General features: G+C 57.9%; 20 protein-coding genes. 6 read left to right on the top strand and 14 right to left on the bottom strand.

Annotated features, from left to right (window positions below):
- Positions 1-39 precede the first annotated feature (39 nt).
- Positions 40-2,664, bottom strand: coding sequence for a cation:proton antiporter (locus Q9R35_RS10240; RefSeq protein ID WP_311219919.1), 2,625 nt, complete (start codon positions 2,662-2,664; stop codon positions 40-42).
- A 283-nt stretch (positions 2,665-2,947) separates the two neighbouring features.
- Here Q9R35_RS10240 and Q9R35_RS10235 point away from each other — a divergent pair, with 283 nt between their 5' ends.
- Positions 2,948-3,385 carry a DUF2946 family protein gene (locus Q9R35_RS10235; RefSeq protein ID WP_086069234.1) on the top strand — a complete coding sequence of 146 codons (438 nt, stop codon included), beginning with the start codon at positions 2,948-2,950 and terminating at the stop codon, positions 3,383-3,385.
- A gap of 98 nt (positions 3,386-3,483) precedes the next feature.
- Entirely contained in the window at positions 3,484-5,535 is a 2,052-nt protein-coding gene (locus Q9R35_RS10230; RefSeq protein WP_311219803.1) for a TonB-dependent copper receptor, read from the top strand.
- A gap of 250 nt (positions 5,536-5,785) precedes the next feature.
- Here Q9R35_RS10230 and rpoH read toward each other — a convergent pair whose 3' ends face one another.
- The 11 genes from rpoH to Q9R35_RS10175 all read right to left on the bottom strand — a co-directional run bounded on the left by rpoH (position 5,786) and on the right by Q9R35_RS10175 (position 18,023).
- A complete protein-coding gene (gene rpoH, locus Q9R35_RS10225; RefSeq protein ID WP_009457472.1) occupies positions 5,786-6,682 on the bottom strand; it encodes an RNA polymerase sigma factor RpoH in 897 nt (298 codons plus the stop codon).
- 286 nt (positions 6,683-6,968) lie between these two features.
- Complete coding sequence (fghA, locus tag Q9R35_RS10220; protein WP_063692081.1) at positions 6,969-7,862, bottom strand: S-formylglutathione hydrolase; 894 nt, start codon at positions 7,860-7,862, stop codon at positions 6,969-6,971.
- Between the two features lie 126 nt (positions 7,863-7,988).
- Positions 7,989-9,095 (bottom strand): S-(hydroxymethyl)glutathione dehydrogenase/class III alcohol dehydrogenase, encoded by a 1,107-nt coding sequence (locus Q9R35_RS10215; protein ID WP_026483572.1) that lies wholly within the window; start codon positions 9,093-9,095, stop codon positions 7,989-7,991.
- Between the two features lie 152 nt (positions 9,096-9,247).
- Complete coding sequence (gene clsB / locus Q9R35_RS10210; RefSeq protein WP_063692083.1) at positions 9,248-10,489, bottom strand: cardiolipin synthase ClsB; 1,242 nt, start codon at positions 10,487-10,489, stop codon at positions 9,248-9,250.
- A gap of 40 nt (positions 10,490-10,529) precedes the next feature.
- Positions 10,530-11,381 (bottom strand): endonuclease/exonuclease/phosphatase family protein, encoded by an 852-nt coding sequence (locus Q9R35_RS10205; RefSeq protein WP_042485507.1) that lies wholly within the window; start codon positions 11,379-11,381, stop codon positions 10,530-10,532.
- A gap of 18 nt (positions 11,382-11,399) precedes the next feature.
- Complete coding sequence (gene aspS / locus Q9R35_RS10200; protein ID WP_042485503.1) at positions 11,400-13,187, bottom strand: aspartate--tRNA ligase; 1,788 nt, start codon at positions 13,185-13,187, stop codon at positions 11,400-11,402.
- Positions 13,188-13,229: 42 nt separating this feature from the next.
- Positions 13,230-13,889, bottom strand: a complete 660-nt coding sequence (locus Q9R35_RS10195; RefSeq protein ID WP_026483570.1) for a DUF502 domain-containing protein — start codon at positions 13,887-13,889, stop codon at positions 13,230-13,232.
- Between the two features lie 11 nt (positions 13,890-13,900).
- Positions 13,901-14,104, bottom strand: coding sequence for a zinc ribbon domain-containing protein (locus Q9R35_RS10190; RefSeq protein WP_332840192.1), 204 nt, complete (start codon positions 14,102-14,104; stop codon positions 13,901-13,903).
- Between the two features lie 264 nt (positions 14,105-14,368).
- Positions 14,369-15,628, bottom strand: coding sequence for a putative Na+/H+ antiporter (locus tag Q9R35_RS10185; RefSeq protein ID WP_125301792.1), 1,260 nt, complete (start codon positions 15,626-15,628; stop codon positions 14,369-14,371).
- Positions 15,629-15,671: 43 nt separating this feature from the next.
- Entirely contained in the window at positions 15,672-16,616 is a 945-nt protein-coding gene (ubiA, locus tag Q9R35_RS10180; protein WP_311219802.1) for a 4-hydroxybenzoate octaprenyltransferase, read from the bottom strand.
- A gap of 210 nt (positions 16,617-16,826) precedes the next feature.
- Complete coding sequence (locus Q9R35_RS10175; RefSeq protein WP_042485496.1) at positions 16,827-18,023, bottom strand: PLP-dependent aminotransferase family protein; 1,197 nt, start codon at positions 18,021-18,023, stop codon at positions 16,827-16,829.
- Positions 18,024-18,318: 295 nt separating this feature from the next.
- Here Q9R35_RS10175 and Q9R35_RS10170 point away from each other — a divergent pair, with 295 nt between their 5' ends.
- From Q9R35_RS10170 to Q9R35_RS10160, 3 genes are read left to right on the top strand one after another with little or no spacing between them, the layout of a single operon-like run.
- Positions 18,319-18,924 carry a HutD family protein gene (locus Q9R35_RS10170; RefSeq protein WP_311219801.1) on the top strand — a complete coding sequence of 202 codons (606 nt, stop codon included), beginning with the start codon at positions 18,319-18,321 and terminating at the stop codon, positions 18,922-18,924.
- 4 nt (positions 18,925-18,928) lie between these two features.
- Positions 18,929-20,158: an imidazolonepropionase gene (gene hutI, locus Q9R35_RS10165; protein ID WP_311219800.1), complete on the top strand. Its 1,230-nt coding sequence runs from the start codon at positions 18,929-18,931 to the stop codon at positions 20,156-20,158.
- Complete coding sequence (locus Q9R35_RS10160; protein ID WP_081251500.1) at positions 20,155-21,576, top strand: formimidoylglutamate deiminase; 1,422 nt, start codon at positions 20,155-20,157, stop codon at positions 21,574-21,576. The genes hutI and Q9R35_RS10160 overlap by 4 nt, the downstream gene beginning before the upstream one ends.
- A gap of 90 nt (positions 21,577-21,666) precedes the next feature.
- Here Q9R35_RS10160 and hutH read toward each other — a convergent pair whose 3' ends face one another.
- Positions 21,667-23,202 (bottom strand): histidine ammonia-lyase, encoded by a 1,536-nt coding sequence (gene hutH / locus Q9R35_RS10155; RefSeq protein ID WP_270117785.1) that lies wholly within the window; start codon positions 23,200-23,202, stop codon positions 21,667-21,669.
- A gap of 18 nt (positions 23,203-23,220) precedes the next feature.
- Positions 23,221-24,951, bottom strand: a complete 1,731-nt coding sequence (gene hutU, locus Q9R35_RS10150) for a urocanate hydratase (protein ID WP_311219799.1) — start codon at positions 24,949-24,951, stop codon at positions 23,221-23,223.
- 316 nt (positions 24,952-25,267) lie between these two features.
- On the opposite strand from hutU, the gene hutC reads away from it, so the two are divergent.
- Positions 25,268-25,957: a histidine utilization repressor gene (gene hutC / locus Q9R35_RS10145; protein ID WP_223253976.1), complete on the top strand. Its 690-nt coding sequence runs from the start codon at positions 25,268-25,270 to the stop codon at positions 25,955-25,957.
- The last annotated feature ends 127 nt before the right edge of the window (positions 25,958-26,084 follow it).

Below are 26,084 nucleotides of genomic sequence, written 5' to 3'. Positions count from 1 at the left end.
CACATTAAAAAAGCGAGCCAGATTTGGCTCGCTTTTTTTTTACACCTGCGCCTCGGAAGGCTCTGTCTGTTGCACCAGCTTGGGTGGCAAGGGCGGCCCTACAAAATTTTCCGCTTCACTCAAGGCATGCGCCAGGCCAAACAGCGGTGGCAACTCTTCGTGCTGACGTTGGCCAGACTCGAACTCCTGCCAGACCTGGTAGGCGCGCTGGCGTTGGCGCACAACCGCCTCGATCTTTTCACTAAAGATTGGGTCTTTGCCTCGCAAGGTGTCGAAGTCGCGCTCGGTCAACATCAGTAGGCGACTGTAACCCAAGGATCGGACGGTGCCCACATAGTCACTGTGCTCCAGCACTCCTACCTCGCCTATTGTCTGCCCTGTTCCCAGCTCCACCAGGCTGCCATCCGGCAAGGTAATTTCCAAGGCTCCGGAAGCCACAAAGAACATGACGCGCATGCCACCATAGCGCAGATGGATTTTCTGATCCGGCAAAGCCAGACGTGGGCGCAAGCGTCGTGACAGGTCTTTCTTGGCCTGCTCGGAAATACCGTCAAACATGGGTACCTGGGCGATCAGTTCCATCGCACTCATGGTCATGTCCAACGTGGGACGCTCGTCCAGATAGCGCCAGCGTTGCGTAATCTGTTTAACCAGATCCGCGTACATTTCGCTGGTAATCAGGGAATGCGACAGCATAGTGCGGTAGTGCGCCCGTTCCTGGGCCGCCGCCACTCGTGCCAGATAGGACTCCTGCAACCACTGCGCAAACACCGGGTATTGCAGCGTCAAGGAATGCAAGGCATCTTCCAGCTGAGACAGGCGTAGCTTATGAGCCTGCACAATCGTGCCTGTGGCCTGTTGGCCCAGTAAGGGGGCCAATTCGGTTTCGGCAAAACGTATCAGACGCTGGGCCACCGAGCGCTTGGCGATCAGGTTCGAAAAACGCTTGTCCAGTTCCCGCACCAGCCAGCCCTGCAAGCCAAACAGATAGTGCAAGCGCAAAGCAGACCGGAAACCTCGGGAATAGCGCAGATCATTGGCGATGGCGGCCTCGAAACCGGCCAAGCCAGCCAGACGCACCGTATCGTTCATGCGTTCGGCGCGGCTCAACAAGGACTCGGCTGTTTTCCAATCCACAATCTGCGATTTCAGCAGCTCGTAAAACAGCTCCACCTCGCGGGCCGACAGAATCGCCATGCCCATTTTCACTTTCTGCGCCTCGGTCAGGCTTTGAATCTGGCCAGATGCCACACCAGCCTGACTGGCATCAAAAACTGTACACAGGCGCTCGATGACCTGTGGCTTGATCTGCTCTTGCCGACCCAACTCCTCCGTCTTGTCACGCAGTTCTTCCAGGGCCAGACTCACCGCCTGATCGCGCAAATGACGTTCCAGCGGTGTCAGTTGGTTCAGGCCTAGACGACGAATCAAGGGTCGCAAACTGATCCCGTTCACAAACAGGGTCAGCAGCACAAAGCCCGTCGTGGCCACGCCGATGAACTGGCGCACATCATGCGGAATGGCATGCTGTTCCGTAACGGCCAAGGCCAGTGCCAGGGAGACAGCGCCGCGCAGGCCACCCCATAAAATCACCACTCGATAGGGGCGGCTGACTCGGGTGCCAAAGCGGGTGCGCCCCAGCAAAGGCAGTACGGCAAACACCATGGCGGCCCGTGCCAGCAAGGTCACCACAAACAGCAAGGCCACCAGGCCAATCTGCGTCCAGGTGATTTCGGCCATCAGGCGCGGAATCAGCATGGCAGCAAACAAGAAGATCAGGGAGTTAGCCAGGAAGCCCATCTGCGTCCAGGAGCTGCTCAAAAGCTCGAAGGTCGCAGGCGACATGCGGGTACGCCCCGTGGAGCCCACCACCAAGCCGGAAATCACCGTGGCGACCACACCCGATACGCCCAGATAATGCTCGGACACAAAGAAGGCCAGATACGCCAAGGCAATCGTCAAGGTGACTTCAGCCGCCGGCCAGCCACGCAAGAGCACGAACAGGCCACTGGCCAGACGCCCCATCAGGAAACCTGCCACACCACCGCCTAAGAAGCTGAACAGGAAGCTGCCCAGCACGGTGCTGCCGCTTAACTCGCCGCCGCCGGTCAGCACGGCCAGCAGCACGGAGTACAAGGCAATTGAGGCCGCATCGTTGAACAGGGCTTCGCCTTCCACCAGCGTGGACAAACGTTTGGGTGCGCCCACTTCACGGAAGATGCCCACCACAGCGACTGGGTCAGTGGTGGCCACAATCGCGCCCAGCATCAGACAGACCACCAGCCCATAGGAAGAAGCAGCATTCAGGGCGTAGCCCACGGCAAAGGTACAGACCACCACAGCCACGATAGCCATCATCAGGATGGCGCCTATATCGTCGAGCAGGCGGCGCAAGTTCATGGCCAGCGATGTCTCGAACAGCAGGATAGGCAGGAAGGCGTAAAGGAAGGTCTCGGAGGAGATGTCGAAGGCCTGCAAGGTATTCAGGAAGTCCGACACCATCTTGGGCGCCCAGGCATGCAGATGCAGCAAGATACCCAGTGCAAAGCCGATCAGGGCCAGAAGTACGGAGTACGGCAGTCGCAAGCGTCCAGCCAAAGGCGGCATAAAGGCAACCAGCCCTAGCAGGCCTGCCAATCCAAAAACAAACTGCCCAATCTGCATCGCGACATCCTTTGTCATCGGCATTGAGTCGATCGGCATGTGCATACGCATTCAGGCATGGGCAAGCCAGATCGGCACGGAAAATCCCCCCGCTTTCCGCATGAATCAGAATAGCGCCTTTTTCCCGACCTACAGCCGCCGAATTATCTTTTTCTCGCAAAATTTACGTTTTTTGGCCTCCGAGCCCGCAGTCAGAAACACAAATAGACGGTGATACGGCAGCAAGCCAAAATCTGCGCCAGCGCAAATTCGTCTCTGACATAACTCGTTATACTTTCGCATCATGAATTTTCCACGCACCTTCCTCGCTGCGACACACTGGCCCCATCGTCTGGGCCTGTGCTTGTTGTTGCTGGCGGTGGTGCTACGCGGAATGGTGCCTGCGGGCTATATGCCCAAGCAGACCGATCAGGGTTATGCGCTGGCCTTCTGTCTGCCCTCAGGACAAAGCCTGCCACCTGAAATGATTCAGCACTGGGCGGCCTTGTTAGGCGAGGACAACAGCGCCCATTCGGACGAGGCCACCACCAGCGCGACCTGTCCCTTCTTTGTCATGCTGCAAGCCGCGCTGACACCGGCTCCTGTTGCGGTCGTCACGCCCTTGAGCCTGGGCCACTTCCGGCCCTTCCTGCTTCCCCCTCTTAGCCCGGCCCTGGCACAGGCCTTTATTCGTGGCCCGCCTGTGGGGCAACGCGCCCCGCCCTCTCTTCTTCCTGCCTGATTCCCCGCGTTCGGCCCTGTCGCTACGCCTTTTCTCCTTTGTTGCTATCGCCCAAGCGGGTTTGCCGCTGGACGACGGCTGCTCTTCGGAATTTAGTCATGAAGAAATTAATAAACCCCGGCCTGATCAGCGCCGGTGTGCTGGCCTGCGTGCCCTCTATTGCCCTGGCCCAATCCACCGTTATTGAACAACTGAGCCCCATTGTGGTGACCGGGGTGGCTCCTGAATCCCCTTTGCAGTTCAGCACCAACCCCAAGCTGCCCCGCCTGCCCTTGCCGGCCAGCGACGGCACAGATTACTTGAAAACCATTCCTGGCTTTGCCGCCATTCGTAATGGCGGCAGCAACGGGGACCCGGTACTGCGCGGCATGTTTGGCTCGCGTCTGAACATACTGACCAATGGCAGCTCCATGCCCGGTGCCTGCCCGTCGCGCATGGATGCGCCGACCTCCTACATTTCGCCCCAGTCTTTTGATGAACTGACCATCATCAAAGGCCCGCAAAGCGTGCGCTGGGGCCCAGGGGCTTCTGCCGGGACGGTACGTTTCGAGCGCAAAGCACCCGGCTTTACCGAAAACGATGCCACGCTGGACGCCAGTATTCTGGGCGGCTCGGCTGGCCGTCACGCAGGCAATGTGGACTTTGCTGCTGGCAATGCCTCTTACTATGCCCGCCTGACCGCCAATCAAGATCGTGCACAGGACTACAAGGACGGGGATGGTGAACGTGTGCCCTCGCGCTGGAAAAAGTGGAATACAGACGTCGCCATTGGCCTGACACCGGATGCCGATACCTTGCTGGAGTTAAGCGCAGGTACGGGTGACGGTTATGCCCGCTACGCCGGTCGTGGCATGGATGGTACGAAATTCAAGCGTGAAACCCTGGGTCTGCGTTTCAAGAAGGATATGCACGAAGGCGTGCTGCGCAATGTGGAGGCCCAGCTCTACTACAACTACGCCGATCACGTTATGGACAACTACGGGCTGCGCACCTTCAAACCGGGTGGTGGCATGTCCATGCCTATGGCCTCCAATGTGGATCGCCTGACCTGGGGCGGCCGTCTCAGCATGGACTGGGCCTTGAGCGAAGACCTGACCCTGACCACAGGTGCTGATTTGATGCGCAGCCGCCATCGCAAACGCAGTGGCATGGGCATGCAGGACTACCGCGATCAGGATTGGGTGAAAGATGCCGAGTTCGACAATATTGGCCTGTTCACCGAAGCCCGTTGGGATCTGAACGACGCCAGCCGTTTGATTGGTGGTGCACGTCTGGATTGGGCCAGCGCCCGTGACCTGCGCCCCAGCCTGGGCAGCGGCATGATGAGCAAGCCTAACCCTGGTGCAAACGAGCGCCGTAGAGAAACCCTGCCCAGTGGCTTCCTGCGTATCGAGCATGATCTGGATTCCCTGCCTTTGAGTCTGTACGCCGGTATTGGCCATGTGCAGCGCATGCCGGACTACTGGGAGCTGATTTCCCCGGCCAGCGGCCCGCAAGGCAGCGCCAGTGCCTTCCTGGGCATTCAGCCTGAAAAAACCACACAGCTGGATTTTGGCGCGCAGTACAAGGATGAAACAGTCTCGGCCTGGGCCTCCGCCTATATTGGCCAGATTCAGGATTACATCCTGTTCGACTACCTGCCCGGCGGCATGATGGGCACGAAAACCCAGGCCAGAAACGTCAAGGCCCGCATCATGGGTGGGGAATTGGGTGCGGACTGGAAAGCCACGCCCAACTGGACCTTGGGCGGCAGCCTGGCCTATGCCTGGGGCCGCAACAGTACGGATGGCCGCGCCCTGCCGCAAATGCCCCCGCTGGATGTGCGTTTGACAGCGGACTATGTGCAAGGCCCCTGGTCTGCAGGCGGTGTCTGGCGCATTGTGGCCAAGCAAAATCGCTATTCACAGGGGCAAGGGAATGTGGTGGGTTACGACTTCGGGCCTACGGGTGGCTTTAGCACCCTGTCGCTGTATGGCGGCTACAAGATCAACCGCAATCTGTCGCTGACTGCCGGTGTGGATAATGTGTTCGACAAGGCTTACGGCGAGCACCTGAATCTGGCCGGGAACAGCGGTTTTGGTTTTGGCGCAGCAAGCCGCTTTAATGACCCTGGCCGCACCGTCTGGCTGCGTGCCGCTTTGACCTTCTGATCGTTTTTGCCTGCTGGGTCGGGCTGACTCAGCAGGCAAAACAGCTGAAAAATCAGGGCAAAAAAAAGGGACACCTAGCTGGTGTCCCGTAAACATCCGCTTCAAAAGGGAGGGGAAGAGGAGAAGCCGAAGCGGATGCGCAAATGCCGAGTTGCATAGGTGGCAAAAATCAGCAAATGTATTGTTTAGTCCGCGAAAATCAGCTTAAGTTCTTCGGATTCCCCGAAAAGTTGTAACTCTTTAAAACGACTTAAGCCGCTGGCGCCAAGGCGACGCGCAGCTTCTTGAATGCCGCCACTTCAATCTGACGAATACGCTCTGCCGACACGCCAAATTCGGCGGCCAGATCGTGCAAGGTGGCACCGCCATCGTCCTGCAACCAGCGGGCGCGCACAATGCGCTGCGAACGCTCGTCCAGCGTGTCGATCGCCTCTTCCAGGCCGCTGCCCTCCAGCATGTCCTGGGCACGACGCTCCAGCACGCGCGTAGGTTCCTCGTGCCCTTCATCGGACAGGTAGGAGATAGGCGCAAAATTGTCATCGTCGTCATTGGCCGGGGCTTCCAGAGCCATATCGTGACCAGACAAACGCACTTCCATCTCGCTGACGTCCTGTGGACGCACATCAAGTTCGCGGGCAATCGCGTCTACCTGAGCCGTATCCAGCGTTTGTCCGTCCGGACGCATGCGGCGCAGATTGAAAAACAGTTTGCGTTGGGCCTTGGTAGTGGCCACTTTCACCATGCGCCAGTTGCGCACGACATATTCGTGGATCTCGGCCTTGATCCAGTGCACGGCAAACGACACCAGGCGCACACCGCGATCGGGGTCAAAGCGTTTGACGGCCTTCATCAGGCCCACGTTACCTTCCTGAATCAGGTCGGCATGAGGCAAGCCGTAACCCAGGTACTGGCGGGCAATGGAAACCACCAGACGCAGGTGCGACAAAATCAGTTCACGCGCAGCATCCAGGTCATCCTGGTCGCGCAGGCGCTGACCCAGCTCAGTTTCGCGTTCGGCGCTGAGCATGGGCAGGCGGTTAACAGCAGAAATATACGCTTCGATCGTCCCCAGTGCGCCTGGATTAGACACGGCGGCGACGAGTTCATTACCAGACGTCAGGGCCAAAGCGTTCGCTTGTTGTGTCATGGAAAATCCTTCAAAAGTCAGCCGGCGAGAGCACTAAACAAGGCCCTCAAACCGCAGAAAACGTATTTCAACAATCATTGAGTTTAGCACTCGATGGTCTGGAGTGCTAAAAATTTCGAATACAGGAATAAGAGCGTCGCAGCAAGAAAAAGTTCACTACTTGGAGGAAAACTGCGACAAATCGGTGGGCAGAACGCCACAAACAGGCAAAAAACTGTGGCTGCCTGAGAGTAACGCCTTCATGCCCACCTGAAAATAACAAAGTGCGACCTTGTTTATCCAGCGATCACAGTCGCTCGGCGTGGAAATTCAGATGGTCCTGAATGAAGGTCGAGATGAAGTAGTAGCCGTGGTCATAGCCTTCGTGACGGCGCAAGGTCAAAGGCTGTTTGGCCTGCTCGCACGCCTGCTCGAATACTTCCGGATACAGTTGCTCGGCCAGAAAACCGTCGTTCAAACCCTGATCCACCAGAATACCGGCGGGATACGGTGCGCTGGCCTTGGCCATCAAGGCGCTGGCGTCGTGTTGTTCCCAAGCCTGGCGATCCTGACCCAGGTAGGCACCAAAGGCTTTTTCACCCCAGGGGCAGCGGGTTGGCGCAGCAATAGGCGCAAAGGCCGACACGGAGCGGTACTTGCCAGGATGGCGCAGAGCCAGCGTCAAGGCACCATGGCCGCCCATGGAATGACCAAAAATACCCACACGGCTGGCGTCGCCGGGCAGGATGGTCGTGACCAGATCAAACAGCTCCTGGGTCACATAGCTTTCCATGCGGTAATTCTTGTTCCAGCCAGGCTCAGTGGCATCCAGATAGAAACCGGCGCCAGTTCCCAGATCCCAGCCCTCCTCCTCCCCGTCCACACCAGCGCCACGTGGGCTGGTATCGGGAGTGACCAGCATGATGCCGTGCTCGGCAGCGTAGCGCTGGGCACCGGCCTTGATCATGAAGGTTTCTTCCGTGCAGGTCAGCCCTGCCAGGAAAAACAGCACAGGCACACGGCCTTGTCCGATGGCCTCTGCCAGACTGGCGGCCCCTTTTTGGGCGCTGGCCTGCAGTTGCGGCGGCATATACACAGAAAAACGCATGGGCAGGCCAATTGTCTGCGAAGCGTGTTGGTAGTAGCGCTGCCAACCATTAAAACAGCGGTGTTCGTTGAGCAGTTCCAGTGTCTGAGTCATAGCCCCCTCTTGTTCTCAATTGCAGATCCGGCCCACATCCTGTGGCACGCCCAAGGGCGGCCACGGACTCTGGAACCGGGATAAAGGGTGCAGGCGGCTGCCTGCGCCCTCCTCAAGCGACGTCTATCAGTACATCACCACCGAACGGATGGATTTACCGGCATTCATCAGGTCAAAGCCTTCGTTGATGCGCTCCAGCGGCAAGGTGTGGGTGATCAGATCGTCGATATTGATCTTGCCATCCATGTACCAGTCCACAATCGTGGGCACGTCGGTACGGCCACGGGCGCCACCAAAAGCGGAGCCCTTCCATTCACGGCCTGTGACCAGTTGGAACGGACGGGTGGAGATTTCAGCACCGGCCTCGGCCACACCAATAATGATGGACTGGCCCCAACCGCGGTGGCAGCACTCCAGCGCCTGACGCATCACCTTGGTGTTGCCGATACATTCAAAGGAGTAATCCGCGCCGCCGTCTGTCAGTTGAATGATGTGATCCACCACGTTTTCAACCTCGTTGGGGTTCACGAAATCGGTCATGCCGAACTGGCGAGCCATGGCTTCGCGCTCGGGGTTGATGTCCACGCCAATGATCTTGCCAGCGCCGACCATCTTGGCGCCCTGTATCACGTTCAGGCCAATACCGCCCAAACCGAAGACCACCACATTAGCACCCGCTTCCACTTTGGCGGTGAACAGCACAGCGCCCAAGCCTGTGGTCACGCCACAGCCGATGTAGCACACCTTGTCGAAAGGCGCGTCGCTACGAATCTTGGCCAATGCAATTTCTGGCACCACGATATGGTTGGCAAAAGTCGATGTGCCCATGTAATGGTGCACAGGCTTGCCACCAATAGAGAAGCGCGAGGTGCCATCGGGCATCAGGCCCTTGCCCTGGGTAGAGCGAATGGCGGTACACAGATTGGTCTTGCGCGACAGGCAGGATTTGCACTGACGGCACTCGGGTGTGTACAGAGGGATCACGTGATCGCCGGGACGCAGGCTGGTCACGCCAGCGCCCACATCCAGCACCACGCCTGCACCTTCATGGCCCAGAATCGCTGGGAACAAACCTTCTGGATCCGCGCCAGACAGGGTGTAGTAATCGGTATGGCAAATGCCCGTCGCCTTGATCTCGACCAGCACTTCGCCCGCTTTGGGACCTGCCAGATCGACCTCTTCAATCGTTAGCGGTGCGCCCGCTTTCCAGGCAACAGCTGCACGTGTTTTCATGTGGTCCACCCTCCGGATAAAAGTAATTATGGTTACGGCAAACTCGGTCCTTCGGGACCAAACTCTTAAAGTATAGAGAGTATTTTATAAGGTGCTGCCCGGCTGGCGGCACCTTGTATGGGTAAAGACCCGCACAACGTACAGGATTGTCCTCAATACAAGGACGATTTACCCGTCAGCAGCACGCCCAGGCGCAACATACCATAGGCCAGGTAATCGACCAGCCGGCTGAATACACCCAGACGCTGATACTGCTCCGGGTAGACTCGCGCGGCATTGTGCTCGATCTCGTACTCCAGCCTGGCCTGCAAGTTCTGGGTAAACGGCTGATCCTGAATCAGTACATTGGCCTCACGCGCCAGGAGCAGGCTGAACGGATCCAGATTGGACGAACCCACCATGGAATAGTCATCAATGACGGCCACTTTGGCGTGCAAATAGCTGGCCTTGTACTCGTACAGCTCGATGCCATGATCCAGCAATTGTCCATACATGAATCTACAGGCCCGATATTGCAGGAAGTATTCAGCATGGCCTTGCAGCAACAAGCGCACCCGCACGCCCCGTTCCGCGGCCTGTTCAATACGACGGCGCAAGGTGCGCCCCGGAAAGAAATAGGCATTGGCCAAAATGACCTGCTCCTTTGCCTTGCACAGCAGCTGCAAGTAGGCCTGCTCAATTTGCTGACGATGGCGCACATTATCCCGCAGCAGCAAACTGGCCCGTATGCCTTCAAAAACCTGGCCGGCCTGCTCTGCCTTCTTGCGTTCCTGACGGCGCTTGCGCCATTCACGCCATAAGGTAAAACGCTGGGTGAAGCTGTCCCAATCCTTGCGTCTGCGCCAGGCCATACGCAGCCATAAAGCCTGCTGAGCCCGCACCATGTCATCCACAATCGGCCCTTCGCAACGCACGGCAAAATCAAAACGCGGCCTGCCCTCGCCATTGATCAAGGGCACATCATCAAAGTCATCCAGAATATTGATGCCACCGACAAAGCCAATGCGCTCATCGACCACCAGCATTTTCCGGTGCAGCCTGCGCAGGCGTCGCAAAGACAAGCGCGGTTCGCGCCAGCCTTGGGGCTTGGGGCGATAAATCCGGTAGCGGGCACGCATGGCCTTTAGCTGTTCGGCAATCTGCAAGGCATGCACATCACTGCCAAAACCATCAATCACCACGCGGACGCGCACACCCCGCTCGCAGGCCCGGCGCAAGGCGTCCAGGACACTATTACCGCTGTCATCCAGGTTGAAAATGTAGGTTTCCAGGTGCAGGCGCTTTTGGGCCTGGTCGATCGCCTTGCAAATAGCCGGAAAAAATTCCTGGCCGTTTTGCAGCAAGGTGATCTGATTACCTTCGTGCCAAAGTGGATCGCGCTTCAGACTCGGCATGCTTGCTAGGCCTATGCGTTAGGAAACCACTGAATGCCCTTTAAGGCAGCTCCAGCTCGGTCAGGATGGGGGCGTGGTCGGACAATTGCTTCCAGGGCTCACCCACCAGCACACGGGCATTACGCACCGCAAAACCACGCTGATAGACACGATCCAGACGTAGCCAGGGGAAGGCGGCGGGGAAGGTGCGGGGAGGTGGCGTCATGCGGGCGGCACCATTCACGCCCAGCTGAATGCCTTGATCCGGCACGACCAGCCCGCTTTTGCGCATGGTGCGCAGCCATTTGATGGGCTGACGCAAACGGAAGCGGTTATCGGCCTGACCACGAGGCGAGAAGGAAAACACTTCATACAGATTCAATTGCTGCACAAAGATAGGCGCCAGGCGGTTATTCCAGTCGTTGAAGTCGCCCGCGATCAGCAAAGGTTCGTCCGCAGGGACAATGCGCTTGATGCGATCGAGCAAGGCCTGAACCTGACGCACCCGACCACTGTTGAACAGCCCCAGGTGCACCACAATGCAATGCACCGGACGGCCGCCAACATCCACAACCGCATGAAGCAAACCGCGCTGTTCCATGCGATGGTCGGAGATGTCCTGGTTTTCGTACTGCAAAATGGGAAAGCGCGACAACAAGGCGTTGCCATGGTCCGTATGGGGACGCACCACGTTGCAGCCGTAAGCCGTATTCATGCGCAAGGCAGCAGCCAGCGATTCGTGCTGGGCGTCCAGGCTGCTTTGCAGCTGGTTACGCCCTTGCACTTCCTGCAAAAACAACAAGTCGGGAGACAGCCCGTAAAGCCCCAGACGCAGATCCGCCAAAGACTCCCGTTTGCCCGAAGCCGAGCGGCCCTTGTGAATGTTGTAGCTAACTACCCGAATCACTGACACGCCGTCCCCCCATCTGACTTACTTGTTTTCAACAGCCCGCAGACGAATATGCAACTCGCGCAGTTGCTGCTCGTCCACGGCCGATGGGGCCTGGGTCAGCAAACACTGAGCGCGTTGTGTCTTGGGGAAAGCAATCACGTCACGGATCGAATCGGCACCGGCCATCAAGGTGACCAGACGATCCAGGCCCATGGCCAGACCACCGTGTGGAGGCGCACCGTATTGCAGCGCATCCAGCAGGAAGCCGAACTTCAGTTGTGCTTCCTCAGGACCAATATTCAAGGCATTGAACACTTTGCTCTGAACGTCAGCGCGGTGGATACGGACCGAACCGCCACCCACTTCCCAACCGTTCAACACCATGTCGTAGGCCTTGGCAAACGCCTTGCCGGGATCGGTTTCCAGCAGATCTTCGTGGCCGTCCTTGGGGCTGGTGAAGGGGTGGTGAGCAGCAAAGTAGCGGTTTTCGCCCTCGTCGTATTCGAACATGGGGAAGTCCACCACCCACAGAGGCTTCCAGCCGTCTTCGGCCAGACCGTTGGCCTTGCCAAATTCGCTGTGACCGATCTTGATACGCAGGGCACCAATCGCGTCGTTCACGATCTTGGCCTTGTCAGCACCAAAGAAGATCAGGTCGCCGTTCTGGGCGCCGGTGCGCTCCATCACCTGCTTCAGAACCTCAACGTTGATGTTCTTGACGATAGGCGACTGCAGGCCTTCAGGGATCGAGGTCACATCGTTGACCTTGATGTAAGCCAAGCCCTTGGCACCGTAGATACCGACGAACTTGGTGTAGGCATCGATTTCGCTGCGGGGCATGGCGCCACCGCCAGGAATGCGCAAGGCAACCACACGGCAGGATGGGTCGTTGGCGGGAGCGGAGAAGACCTTGAAATCCACTTCACGCATCAGGTCAGCCACGTCCACGAACTCCAGCTTGACGCGCAGGTCAGGCTTGTCCGAACCGTAGCGCTGCATGGCTTCAGTCCAGCTCATGGTGGGGAACTTGGGCAGTTCCACGTTTTGCACAGTACGGAAAATGTGCGTGACCATGCCTTCAAAAATATCGCGAATCTGCTCTTCGTTCAGGAAGGAGGTTTCGCAGTCGATCTGGGTAAATTCAGGCTGGCGGTCAGCACGCAAGTCTTCGTCGCGGAAGCACTTGGTGATCTGGTAGTAGCGGTCAAAGCCCGACACCATCAGCATTTGCTTGAACAGCTGGGGCGACTGGGGCAGTGCAAAGAATTCGCCTGCGTTCACACGCGAGGGAACCAGATAGTCACGAGCGCCTTCAGGGGTGCTCTTGGTCAACATGGGGGTTTCAATATCGATGAAACCCAGGTCGTCCAGGTAGCGACGGGACTGCATGGCCACTTTGTAGCGCAGCATCAGGTTGTTCTGCATTTGCGGACGGCGCAAATCCAGCACACGGTGCGTCAGACGCGTGGTTTCGGACAGATTGTCATCATCCAGCTGGAAAGCAGGCGTGACCGAAGCGTTCAGGATTTCGATTTCGTCGCAAACGATTTCAATCTCGCCCGAGCGCAGATCAGGATTGACCGTGCCTTCAGGACGAGCCTGAACGCGGCCGGTAATGCGCAGGCAGTACTCATTACGGATACGTTCGGCCACTTCAAAGGCCTGAACGTTGTCAGGGTTGACGACAACCTGCGCCAGACCCTCACGGTCGCGCAGATCAATGAAAATCACACCCCCGTGGTCGCGGCGACGATGTACCCAGCCAAACAAATTGACCGTCTGGCCCAGGTATTCTTTGGAAACCTCGCCGGTATAACACGTACGCATCTAGGATGACTCCGAAATAGTAAAAACTGCAAATTGGAAAATTCAGGTTCCAGCCAAGGGGGGTGTCCCTTCAGGACCCTCCGGCTGGTCAGAAACAGGGGGTAAAGCGATCGGCTCGGTAGGGCTGACCACTCCCATGGATACGATGTATTTAAGCGCCGCATCCACTGTCATGTCGAGCTTGTGTACATCCGCCCGAGGCATCATCAGGAAAAAACCGGAAGTCGGGTTGGGCGTGGTGGGCACGTAGACGCTGACAAAGTCCTCTCCCAGTATCTGCGCCACTTGTCCGCCCGGCGTGCCGGTCAAAAAGGCAATGGTCCAGGAACCGGCCCTGGGATACTGCACCAGAACGGCCTCGCGAAACGCCTGACCATCGGGTGCCAACACCGTATCACTGACTTGCTTGACGGAATTATAAATGGAACGCACCAAAGGAATACGCCCAAGTAGCAATTCCCAACGATCCACAACGGCACGGCCCAGGTAATTGGCCGCCAGCAAACCCGTGCCAAACAAGACGGCCAGCACCAGCACAATTCTAAAGCCGGGAATCCGCAGGCCGAACAGGGCCTGCGAAGACAGAAACTCCGGCACGACGCTCTCCAGCGTTTCGATCAGCAAAGTCAGCACCCAGACGGTGATGACCAAGGGCACCCAAATGAGCAGGCCAGTGACGAAATAACGCTTGAAGGGGCGCATAAGGAATGGTGTTAGCTGGACGATGAGGAAGAAGGTGTCGTCGAAGCAGCGGGTGTGGACGTAGAACCACTATCCGCCGGCTTACTGCCACCCTGGTTACGAAAATCCGTTACATACCAGCCCGTACCCTTGAGCTGGAATCCGGCCGCCGTTACCTGTTTGGTAAAGGTAGGCTGGTTACATTCTGGACAAACCTCCAAAACGGGGTCCGACATTTTTTGCAGCACATCTTTCTCGTATTGGCACGAGCTGCATTTATACGCATAGATAGGCACGACTCATCCTAACAAAAAGCCGAAACAAACTTCGAGAGACAAATAAGTAGGGTCGATACCAGCAAATTTCAAGCTGGGGACCCGCTCAAACAGAACCCGCAAAGAGTGCCCAGGGGCACTTCTGCCGTGATTTTAGCCCTTTTGGCGTTCAATCGCACTGAACTTTGCCTCAGCCAGACGGGCCGCGCCAGGCGGCCATCCGGATCAAATCAAAAATAGGCAGGCGGCAATCAGGGTCGGAACAGCCGCACTGATCAGCAAACGCAGGGGCGAAATAGCCCCGTCCGGGAAGCTGCCCTTCAAAATGGAGAAACCCGCCGGGTTGGGTGCGTTGGCAATGACGGTCAAGCCACCACCCGTTACCGCACCGGCCACCAGCATGTAGCGCCAGATATCCGAGGTGCCTTCAACCAGAGAGCCCAGATAGGTCAGGGCAGCATTGTCGGTCACAGCGGTCAACGCCGTTGCGCCCCAGAACAGCACGGTGGGCGACAAGCCGCCCAGCAGATCCTGCAACCACCACTTTTGCAAACCGCCCAACACCACCAGACCGGCCAGGAAGAACCCCACCATCAGCCCCTCGCGCACCAGCAAGGGGTTCTGGTAATGCTTGTAGGAGTGGGCGTAGCCAATGAACAGCATCAGCAAAGCCATGAATACAATGGGGTGATGCGCACCCAGCACAATCGCCACCAGGAAAGCCACGTGAATGGCCATGACAGTGATGGGCACCGAACGCTGGGTCTGGCCGGACTCGGGCATGCCCTGCCCCATTTCCAGCAAGGCCTTACGGCAAACCAGAGTCGCCAAGATGGCATTGATCAGTACGGCCAGAACGGCGCGCCAACCAAAATGCGTTGCCATAAAGGAAGTATCCCAGCCAAAGGTGCTGGCCACCATCAGAACGGGAGGTGCGGCATAGGCCGTCAGCACACCACCGATGGAGACGTTCACAAACAGCACGCCCACCGTCAAATACTTGAAACCAGCATGGCCTTGGTGACGGAAATAGGCTTTATGCAGCAGCAGAGCCGCCAAAGTCATGGCAGCAGGCTCGGTAATCAGGGAGCCCGCCAAAGGCACCACGGAAATTGTGATGAAGTAGGTGGAAATCTTGTCCGACATGGGCAGCGCACGTGCCAGCACCGACACCGTCTTGTTCACCAGCTCCAGAATCGGGCGACTGGCGGCAACCACCATAATGGCAAACACAAACATGGGCTCGGTGAAGTTGCGGCCTTCCAGATACTCGATGGCCGACTGCAAATCCACAAAGACGGCCATATAGGCCACCAGCACACAGGCCCAGACGCCAAATACGGCCTCGACCTCGGACAACATATGCCACAAGCCGGCATGATTGCCGCCCTTGTTGGCCAGGCGCGCAAACACCGGGACCGAGAAGGTGTGGACGATAGCAATGGCAAAGAGCACCGTTGCAACATACTCAAGAGGAGAGGCCATTCTTCAAACCTTTAAAGCTTTAGGTAAATTGCTTGAACGCGTTTCAAGCCAGACTGATCGTGCCCACCAAAGCGGCTACCACCAGCAACACACCAACCCAGATATTGGCGCGGAACAGACGCAAGCCCCGCTCGGGGTAACGCACGTCAAAGTGCCGCATCTGCCACAACAGATGAATGGCAATCACGGCCATCACCACGTAGTACAAAATCCGCTCGTTCAGCAGAAAACCGCCCACTAGCCAGCAGGCCATGGCGGCGATGTAAAAACCGCTGATCCAGGTTTTGCCTGCCTCGCGGAAACGCAGGGCCGTGGAGTGAAGGCCCAGCTTGGTATCGTCAGCCACGTCGATATAGGCATAGATGGAGTCGTACCCCACCTGCCACAAAATCGCGCCCACCCACATCAGGATGGCGCCAAAAGGCACCATATTCTGCGTGTCGGACCAGGCCATCAGCATGCCCCAGTTAAAGCAGATACCCAGGACCACTTGTGGCCAGTAGGTAAAGCGCTTGCACAAGGGGTAGATCATCACAATGGGAAACAGGGCCAGCGCCAGCCAGCGGCTGTACTCATTAATGGCAAAAAGCAGCAAGGCACACACAGCCATCTGCGCCAGCACGAAAATCACGGCCTTGCGCATGGTGAGCTGGCCGCTGGTCAGGGGCCGGAAACGGGTGCGTTCAACCTGGTGGTCGAAATTACGGTCCGCCATATCGTTAAAGCAACAGCCAATGCCGCGCATCAACAAGGCACCCAGGGAAAAGATCACCACACGCCACAAGGTAGGAATACCGTCTGCTGCCTGCACCAGAGCGGCCAGGGCGGGCAAGAGGGTCAACCACGTACCAACGGGGCGGTCCAGCCGGCACAAGCGGGCATACGGCCCCCAAGAAGCGGGAAGATAGCGGGCCACCCAATCATTGTTGGGGCGCATATCGGACAGATCAGGGCGCGGGGAGGATTCCGAAGCGGATGGAGATGTCATAGAGGTAAAACCTAAATCCAGGCCTTGGGCCATAGACTGAAAACAGGCATACCCTCTGGCAGAGGGTATGCGGTGGATTCCGGGAACGTGCCCATGCTCCTGGAGCACAGAAAACTGGATGGGCGGCCCTTGAAAACCACAACGCTGGCCCAGCCAGCGCATGAAAAGACGCAGACCATCAGTCTGCGTCCATTGCCTGCCAAACAGCCATCAGGCTTCTTTGATGAGTTTACCCAAGATGGCGATGCCTTCGCGAATTTTTTCCTCAGGCACGGTGGCAAAGCTCAGGCGCAAGGTATTGCGCTTGACGTCCTTGCCCGCGTAGAAGGGCTCGCCAGGCACAAAAGCTACCAGATTTTCAATCGCTTTTTGCAACAGGGCCGTGGCATCCACGTGCTCGGGCAAGGTCACCCAAATGAACATGCCGCCTTCAGGACGGGTCCATTGGGCCGTGTCCGGGAAGTTCTTGTCCATGGCGTCCAGCATGATGGCGCACTGTTTCTGGTAAATATCGCGCACTTTGGGCAGATGCTGTTCCAGAAAACCGTTATGTACGGCTTCGTAAACCGCCATCTGCGTCAGTGTAGACGTGTGCAAGTCCGTGGCCTGCTTGATCTGCACCAGTTTGTCGATGATCTTGGCAGGAGCCACGATGTAACCCAGGCGCAGGCCGGGAGCCAGCACTTTGGAGAAGGTACCCAGGCGTATCACGGTGGCACCGGCCTTGCGGCCCAGGGACAGCAGGCTGGGCAGACGCTCGCCAGCGTAACGCAGTTCACCATAGGGATCGTCCTCGACGATCGGGATATGCGCGGCAGCACATCGCTCTACCAGATCCTGACGACGCTCCAAAGGCAGGCGCAGGCCGGTGGGGTTCTGGAAGTTGGGCAGTGCGTACAGCAGACGGGCACCCATGGCTTCAGGAGCCGACACGTACTCGGGGATCATGCCCTGGCCATCGGTAGGAATCGCCACAAAAGACGGATCGTACACAGACAAAGCCTGCAAGGCGCCCAGGTAAGTAGGCGACTCCACCAGCACCTTGCTGCCTTCGTCAATGAACAGCTTGCCCAGCATGTCCAGCGCTTGCTGCGAACCGTTCACCAGCAAAATTTCGTCGGCATCCACAGGAGCGCCTTCGGCGCTCATTTGCTCGGCCAGCCATTGGCGCAGGGGCAGATAGCCTTCTGTCGTGGTGTATTGCAGCGCCACACGGCCCTGCTCGCTCAGTACCTTGTTGAACGCGCTTTGCATTTCCTCGACAGGAAAGCCGACTGGCGTGGGCAGACCACCCGCAAAGGAAATAATCTCGGGACGCGCAGTGACCTTGAGAATTTCACGAATTGCGGAGCCACTCAGTTTCTGGGCACGTTGGGAAAAGGTAAAAGACTGCGAGAGGGTATCCATGATTCGGAAAAGTCCTGAAGAAGAACGATTAAATACTTCATATGCAAACTTTCCAGCTTGCAACAATGAACGCAGGATGCCGGAGAAACCAGGCATCCTGCACCTTTGAATGAGTTATGACGCGAGTTTATTAGCGTATACCTTGCCACCAAGCGGCTTGCAGCGCAAGTAGCCAAAGGGTTTATGCTCGGGATTTACCCTGAAAAAACGGCCCGCCCGTCAAGGCAATCGTCGCGCTTTGTCTATACTCAGCTATTGTATATACAATTAAAAATCCGCCCGGAGCCATGCCACCATGAGCGATCCCCACCCTGCCACTTTGCTTCGCTTGCTGAACATCAGCAGCCTGCCCGCGCAGCCCTGGAAAAATGGTGGCGGCACCACGCGCGAAGTGCTGTGCCATCCTCAACATGCTGGCTACGAACACTTTGACTGGCGCATCAGCCTGGCCCAGATCCAGACCTCCGGCGATTTTTCCCGCTTTCCCGGCATAGACCGACACATCATGTTGATCGAGGGCGACAACATGCAGCTGACTCACGACCAACATATCCATGTGCTGCACCCATTCCAGCCCTACGCCTTCGCTGGCGAGGACAAGATGGCCTGTTTGTTACCACTAGGGCCGACACAGGACTTGAACCTGATGCTGCGTCGAGGCCGGGCCCAAGGCAGCTTGCAGGCATGGCAAGGGCGGAACGACTCCATAAGCCTGGCTGCTGGCACACACTTTCTGTATGCGCCGCAAGGCGGCTATCAGCTCCAGGCCGAGGCACACAGCTGGACCCTGGACACCGGGCAAGCCTTGATCGGCCACACCCCCGCCCCCTTGTCGCTGCAACTGCAGGCCAACCATGCTGATGCCCCGCTGGTCTACGCCTATATCGCTCCCATGGAATGAAATGATGAGCCACACACTTTGGACTGATTTACGCCTGGCCCCCAACGCCGACCCCGCGCACGTCATCGAAGATGCCTGCCTGGTCGTGCAGGCAGACCGTATCGCCTGGATGGGCCCACGTCATGACCTGCCCGTGCAGTGGCAACACCCCACTTACGAACACAAGCTGGGAAATCGCTGGGTGACCCCCGGCCTGATCGACTGTCACACCCATCTTGTTTACGGCGACAACCGCGCCCAGGAATTTGCCCTGCGGCTGGCCGGGGCCTCTTATGAAGAAATCGCCCGCCAGGGTGGCGGCATTGTGTCCTCCGTCAAAGCCACCCGCTCCCTGAGCGAGGACGAATTGCTGGCCCAAGCGCTGCGCCGTCTGGATGCCTTGCTGGACGAAGGCGTCACCGCGATTGAAATCAAATCCGGCTACGGCCTGAATCTGGACAGTGAACGCAAAATGCTGCGCGTCGCCCGCCGTCTGGGTGAGTTGCGTCCGGTCACGGTGCGCAGCACCTTTTTAGGCGCCCATGCCCTGCCCCCCGAATTTGCCGGGCAAACCGATGCCTACCTGGATCTGGTCTGCGATCAAATGTTGCCCACCCTTGCACAAGAAGGGCTGATCGATGCGGTTGACGTCTTTTGCGAGCGTATTGCCTTTGATCTGAAACAGTCCGAGCGCGTCCTGAAAGCAGCTCAAGCCCTGGGCCTGCCCGTCAAAATGCATGCCGAGCAGTTATCCAATCTGGGCGGCACGGAAATGGCGACACGCTACCAGGCCCTGTCCACCGATCATCTGGAATATCTGGATGAAGCAGGCGTCATCGCCATGAAAAAAGCCGGTACCGTGGCCGTCCTGCTGCCCGGAGCCTACTATTTTCTGCGCGAAACCCAGCTCCCCCCGATTGAACTACTACGCAAACACGGCGTGCCCATGGCTCTGTCCACTGACAGCAACCCCGGCACTTCCCCCTGTGCTTCCCTGTTGCTCATGTTGAACATGGGCAGCACACTCTTCAGGCTGACCGTTCCCGAAGCTCTGGCAGGCGTCACCCGCCATGCCGCCCAGGCCCTGGGCGCCCCGGACATCAGCGGTGAACTGAGCATCGGGTCCCGCGCCGACTTTGTCGCCTGGGATATCGACTCTCTGCCCGAGCTGGTCTACTGGCTGGGCCTGCCACGCTGCGCCCTGGTCGTGTACCAAGGCAGCATCAGCCGCGACCTGCGTAAGGAATCACCATGAGCATCCCCCGGCAATATGAAGCACTCTGGGCCCCTTGGGCCTATCTGGACGGCCAGTGGCAAGCCAATGTGCTGCTGCGCTGGGACCAGCACGGCACACTGACAGACGTTCTGCCCGACGCCAGCCAGCAGGATATAGACGCGGCAGGCTCCGTCCACACAGCGCAGGGTGCTGTATTGCCGGGCATGCCCAATCTGCATTCACATGCCTTTCAAAGTGCCATGGCCGGGCTGACCGAGTTTCGCGGGCAAGGCCAGGACAGCTTCTGGAGCTGGCGCGACCTGATGTACCGTTTCGCTGCCCGCCTGGAGCCCGAGCACATGCAGGCCATTGCCCAATGGCTCTATATACAAATGCTGAAAGCGGGCTATACCAGCGTGTGTGAATTCCATTACCTGCATCACCAGCGCGACGGTCAGAATTACGCGCCCATAGGCCTGCTGGCCCAAGGTGTCATGGAAGCGGCCAGCGCCAGCGGGCTGGCCATTACCATGCTGCCCGTGCTGTACCAATACAGCGATTTCGGCAGCAAGGCGCCGCGTCAGGATCAACAGCGCTTTTTGAACAGCCCCACGCAGTTGCTGTACCTGCTGGAGTCCTTGCACAACAGCCATCCCTTGAATGCAGACCGGCGTTACGGTGTTGCGCCCCACTCCCTGCGTGCCGCCAATGTCGGTTCCATCAATACCCTGATCGACGGCCTGCACAGCCTGCCCTCGCGCCACCCGATCCACATCCACATTGCCGAGCAGATGGCCGAAGTGCTGGCGTGCGGGAACATCAAGGGCTGCAGCCCGGTTGCCTATCTGTACGACAACTTCAATGTGGATGAACGCTGGTGCCTGGTTCACGCCACCCATATCGACGAGCAGGAGCGCCAGCAAATTGCCCGCAGCGGTGCCGTAGCGGGTTTGTGCCTGACCACCGAGGCGAATCTGGGCGATGGCCTGTTCCCCGCCGCCGCCTTTCTGGCCGAGCAAGGACGTATGGGCATAGGCTCGGATAGCCATATCTGCGTAGACTGGCGTGCCGAACTACGCTTGCTGGAATATGGTCAACGATTGATCAACCAGCAACGCAATGTACTGGCTTCGCCCCAACAGCCTTTTGTGGCGGACTACTTGTTCGAGACCTGCGCACACGGTGGCGCGCAAGCTTCAGGACGAACCAGCGGGCAACTCAGCCCCGGCCATCAGGCAGATTTAATGGTGATTGATCTGGAGCACCCTAGTCTGGCGGTGCTGGATAGCCAGCATTGGCTGTCGGCTCTGGTCTTTGCGGAACGCGCCCACGCCAACCCGATTCGTGATGTATTCGTCAGTGGGAGAGCCTGCATTAGGGACGGCTATCATCCGCAAGAAAAGACGGCCTTTGCCGCCTACCAAAAAACGCTGCGGAGTTTGCTCAGCAGCTCTTAAATACATGAAGGCAAAAAAATCCCCGGCTTGGTGATCCAGGCCAGGGACAAGTTCGTGGAGACAAAAACAATCAGCAGTACTTCATGAAAACTAGAAAAGATCAGCCGCCGTCGCTGCCAGGCTCTCGTCCAGCACCAGGGCTTTCAGAGCCTCGATATCGGGAGCCAGATAACGGTCCTGATCGTAGAAAGGAACGGCCTGACGAATCACATCCTGCACCTTCTTCAAGCGCTCGGAAGTCAGCAAAGGCGCATGGAAATCAATGCCCTGTGCCGCGCACAGCAACTCAATCGCCACAATCGCAGCCGTGTTCTGTGCCATGTCTTCCAGCCGGCGCGCCGCAAAGGTTGCCATGCTGACGTGATCTTCCTGGTTAGCGGAAGTAGGCAGGCTATCCACACTGGCAGGATGTGCCAGCGACTTGTTTTCCGAAGCCAGAGCCGCCGCGGTCACATGGGCAATCATGAAGCCTGAATTCAAGCCTGCGGATGGGACCAGAAACGGTGGCAAGCCGGAAATACTGGCATCAATCAACAAAGCGACTCGGCGCTCTGCCAAGGCACCAATTTCAGCAATCGCCAGAGCTAAACCATCAGCTGCGAACGCCACTGGCTCGGCATGAAAGTTGCCACCAGAAATCACCTGATCCGGCTCGCCATTTTTGCCGGGGAACACCAGCGGGTTATCCGTGACAGCATTGGCTTCGGTCAGCAAGGTACGTTCGTTTTGCGTGATCAGATCCTGAATCGCACCCATCACCTGGGGCTGGCAACGCAAGCTGTAGGGGTCCTGCACCTTGTTGTCATTGTCCCGGTGCGATTGACGAATCTGGCTGCCAGCCAGCAGCTCCCGATACAGGCGGGCCGCATAAATCTGCCCTGGCTGTCCCCGCACCTCATGGATACGCGCATCAAAAGGCGCATCGCTGCCTTTGGCAGCATCCACACTCAAGGCACCGGCCAGAATCGCATTACGGAACAAGGTCTGGGTGCGGAACAAGCCATTCAGCGCCAGGGCCGTAGACACTTGCGTGCCATTGATCAGCGCCAGCCCTTCCTTGGCGGCCAACACAATCGGTGTGATACCCGCCTTGGCCAAAGCCTGCTGGGCCGGCATCCATTCACCTTGCCACTTGGCTTGCCCTTCCCCAATCAGCGTCAAGGTCATGTGCGACAAGGGTGCCAAATCACCCGATGCGCCTACAGAACCTTTGGACGGAATGAACGGCACCACGCCCGCATTCAGAATATCCAGCAAGGTCGTGACCACATGCGAGCGTATGCCCGAAAAGCCGCGCGCCAAGCTGGCAATTTTCATGGCCATGATCAAGCGGGCCACTGCATCGGACACCGGCTCACCCACCCCCACGGAGTGCGACAGAATCAGGTTCTTTTGCAGTTGCTCCAGATCGTGGTCGGGAATGCGTTGCTGGGCCAGCTTGCCAAAGCCGGTATTGATGCCATAAGCCGGATTACCTTCGCGGATGATCTTGGCCACAATGGCCGAGGACGCATCCATGGCCCCGATCGCCTCTGGCGGCAGAGTCAGAACAGTCGGTTCCTGCCAGATTTGGCGCAGCTGTGCCAAAGTCAGTGCGCCGGGAGAAAGCTCGATACTCTTGCTCATTTATCTGTCCTGTTTTTCTTACTTGATCATGGGCAATGTCAGCCCGAAATTCTTGGCTGTTTGAATCGCCAGCTCGTAGCCGGCATCCGCATGACGCATCACACCACTGGCGCAATCGTTAATCAAGACCCGCTCCAGACGGGCCGCGGCCTGCTCGCTACCGTCAGCCACAATCACCATGCCTGCGTGCTGGCTGTAACCCATGCCTACTCCGCCCCCGTGGTGCAGCGAGACCCAGCTCGCCCCGCCTGCGGTATTCAGCAAGGCATTCAACAACGGCCAGTCCGACACGGCATCCGTGCCATCACGCATGCTTTCGGTTTCGCGGTTGGGGCTGGCCACCGAGCCGGTATCCAGATGGTCACGACCAATCACAATCGGCGCTTTCAGCTCGCCTTTGCGCACCATTTCGTTAAAGGCCAGACCGGCGCGGTGACGCTCGCCCAGCCCCAGCCAGCAAATTCGTGAAGGCAAGCCCTGGAAAGCAATGCGTTCCTGCGCCATGTCCAGCCAGCGATGCACGTGCTGATTGTCGGGGAACAGCTCTTTGATTTTTTGATCGGTTTTGTAAATATCTTCCGGGTCGCCCGACAAGGCCACCCATCGGAACGGGCCTTTGCCCTCGCAAAACAAGGGGCGAATATAGGCAGGTACAAAACCGGGAAAATCGAAGGCATTGGCTACGCCTTCATCAAACGCGACCTGGCGAATGTTATTGCCGTAGTCCACAACCGGAATACCCATTTTCTGGAAATCCAGCATGGCCTGTACATGAACAGCGCAGGACTTGGCTGCGGCTTGCTGAAGGCGGGCGTGTTGCGCCGGGTCTTTCTGCGCCGCCTGCCACTGCTCCACCGACCACCCCGAAGGCAAATAGCCATTAAGCAGATCGTGGGCGGACGTCTGGTCCGTCACCAGATCAGGTTTCAAACCACCGGCTTGGGCACGTCGCACCAGTTCAGGTAGTACGTCGGCAGCGTTACCCAGCAAGCCAATCGACACAGCCTCCTTGGCGGCCGTGTGCTGGGCAATCAGCTCCAGCGCATGGTCCAGATCGCGCGCTTGCTTATCCAGATAACGAGTCTGCAAACGGAAGTCGATACTGCTTTGCTTGCATTCAATCGTCAGCGATACCGCCCCGGCAAAGCTGGCAGCCAAGGGCTGTGCGCCGCCCATGCCACCCAGGCCAGCAGTCAGAATCCAGCGCCCGGCCAGCGAACCACCAAAATGCTGACGACCTGCTTCAGCAAACGTCTCGTACGTGCCTTGCACAATGCCCTGGCTGCCAATGTAGATCCAGCTACCCGCCGTCATCTGTCCGTACATGAACAAACCGGCCTGATCCAGCTCGTGAAACTTCTCCCACGTGGCCCATTTAGGGACCAGATTCGAGTTGGCCAGCAGCACACGTGGCGCATCACTATGCGTACGGAACACACCCACCGGCTTGCCGGACTGAATCAGCAAAGTCTGGTCATCTTCCAGCTGGCGCAGGCTGGCCAGAATCTGGTCGTAGCACTCCCAGTTTCGGGCCGCACGCCCGATGCCGCCGTACACCACCAGATGCTGGGGATTCTCGGCCACGGCCGGGTCCAGATTGTTCTGAATCATGCGGTACGCGGCTTCCGCCACCCAGTTCTTGCAACTGAGCTGTGTCCCCGTAGGGGCATGAATCTGCCGCGCAGGATCGAAGCGGGGATCTTGGCTGGCCGCCGAAGTGTGATGATCAGGCATGATGCTGTCCTCCATCTGAGGTGTCTCTGGATACGCGCTGGTTCTATCTGGCAGGCTGTTTCCACACGCGGAAGGCAGGTCCAAACGCCGACAAAACAACGGTTTTCTTGTAAGCTCATGCCAATGTATAGTCATTTTTCCAAGTTGTCTATACATATAAAAGAGAGCCTTGCATAAGCCCGTGAATGTAAGCATGGCAAGGCATCACCCGTGGCCTGGTGCACGACCTCGGATCTGGCCTGCGCGAGACTCTTTTGCGTGAGAACACGTCCTACAGGAAAGCATAAAAATGGATGTCCCCCAGACGAGTCATTCGTCAACTGAACCAAGCATGCCTGCCTATCTGCAAATCAAGAATTTTGTGCTGGAGAAAATCCAGTCCGGCCAATGGCGTGAAGGTGATCTGATCCCTACCGAACTGGCTTTATGCGAGCAGTTTGGCGTGTCGCGCATGACGGTCAACCGCGCGCTGCGGGAACTGACGAACGATGAGCTGCTGGTTCGCATCAAAGGCTCGGGCACCTATGTGGCACAGCCCAAATTCCAGTCCACCCTGATCGAGATACGCAGCATCGCGCAAGACATACGGGAGCGCGGCCACCAACACAGCTGTCAGGTGCTGAGCATGGAGCGGCTGCAAGCCAGCCCGGCTCAAGCGCGGCTGTATGGCATTGCACCGGGCGCGGCGCTGTTTCATTCCATTATTGTTCATGCCGAAAACGGCTTGCCTATCCAGTACGAGGATCGTCTGGTGGATGCGCAAATGGCGCCGGATTACATGGAGCAGGACTGGAGCCAGATCACGCCTAATGAGTATCTGGTGCGGGTTGCTCCCTTGCCGACCGGCTTTTACAGCATTGAAGTGCTGGTGCCGCCTACGGGAATCGCACAGGCCCTGCACATGAAAGAGCAGCAGCCCTGTTTGGTGATGGACCGCCGCACTTTTTCCAGCGATCAGTTCACGACTCACGCCAGGCTGTGGCATCCGGGGGATCGCTATAAATTCACCGGCAAGATGTAGGCCGTAAATCTGCTCTGCCTAGAGTTTGACTCACAAACGCATCGATCAGGCGCACAGGCTTCTGGCCTTCTGAGTCATACACCGTCGCCATTTTCTTGTCGCATTGACCTAGCACGACCAACCCTTG

The sequence above is a fragment of the Alcaligenes sp. AB3 genome, from assembly GCF_031844565.1.
Lineage (GTDB): Bacteria > Pseudomonadota > Gammaproteobacteria > Burkholderiales > Burkholderiaceae_B > Alcaligenes > Alcaligenes faecalis.
This window is presented reverse-complemented; position numbering and strand designations above follow the sequence as displayed.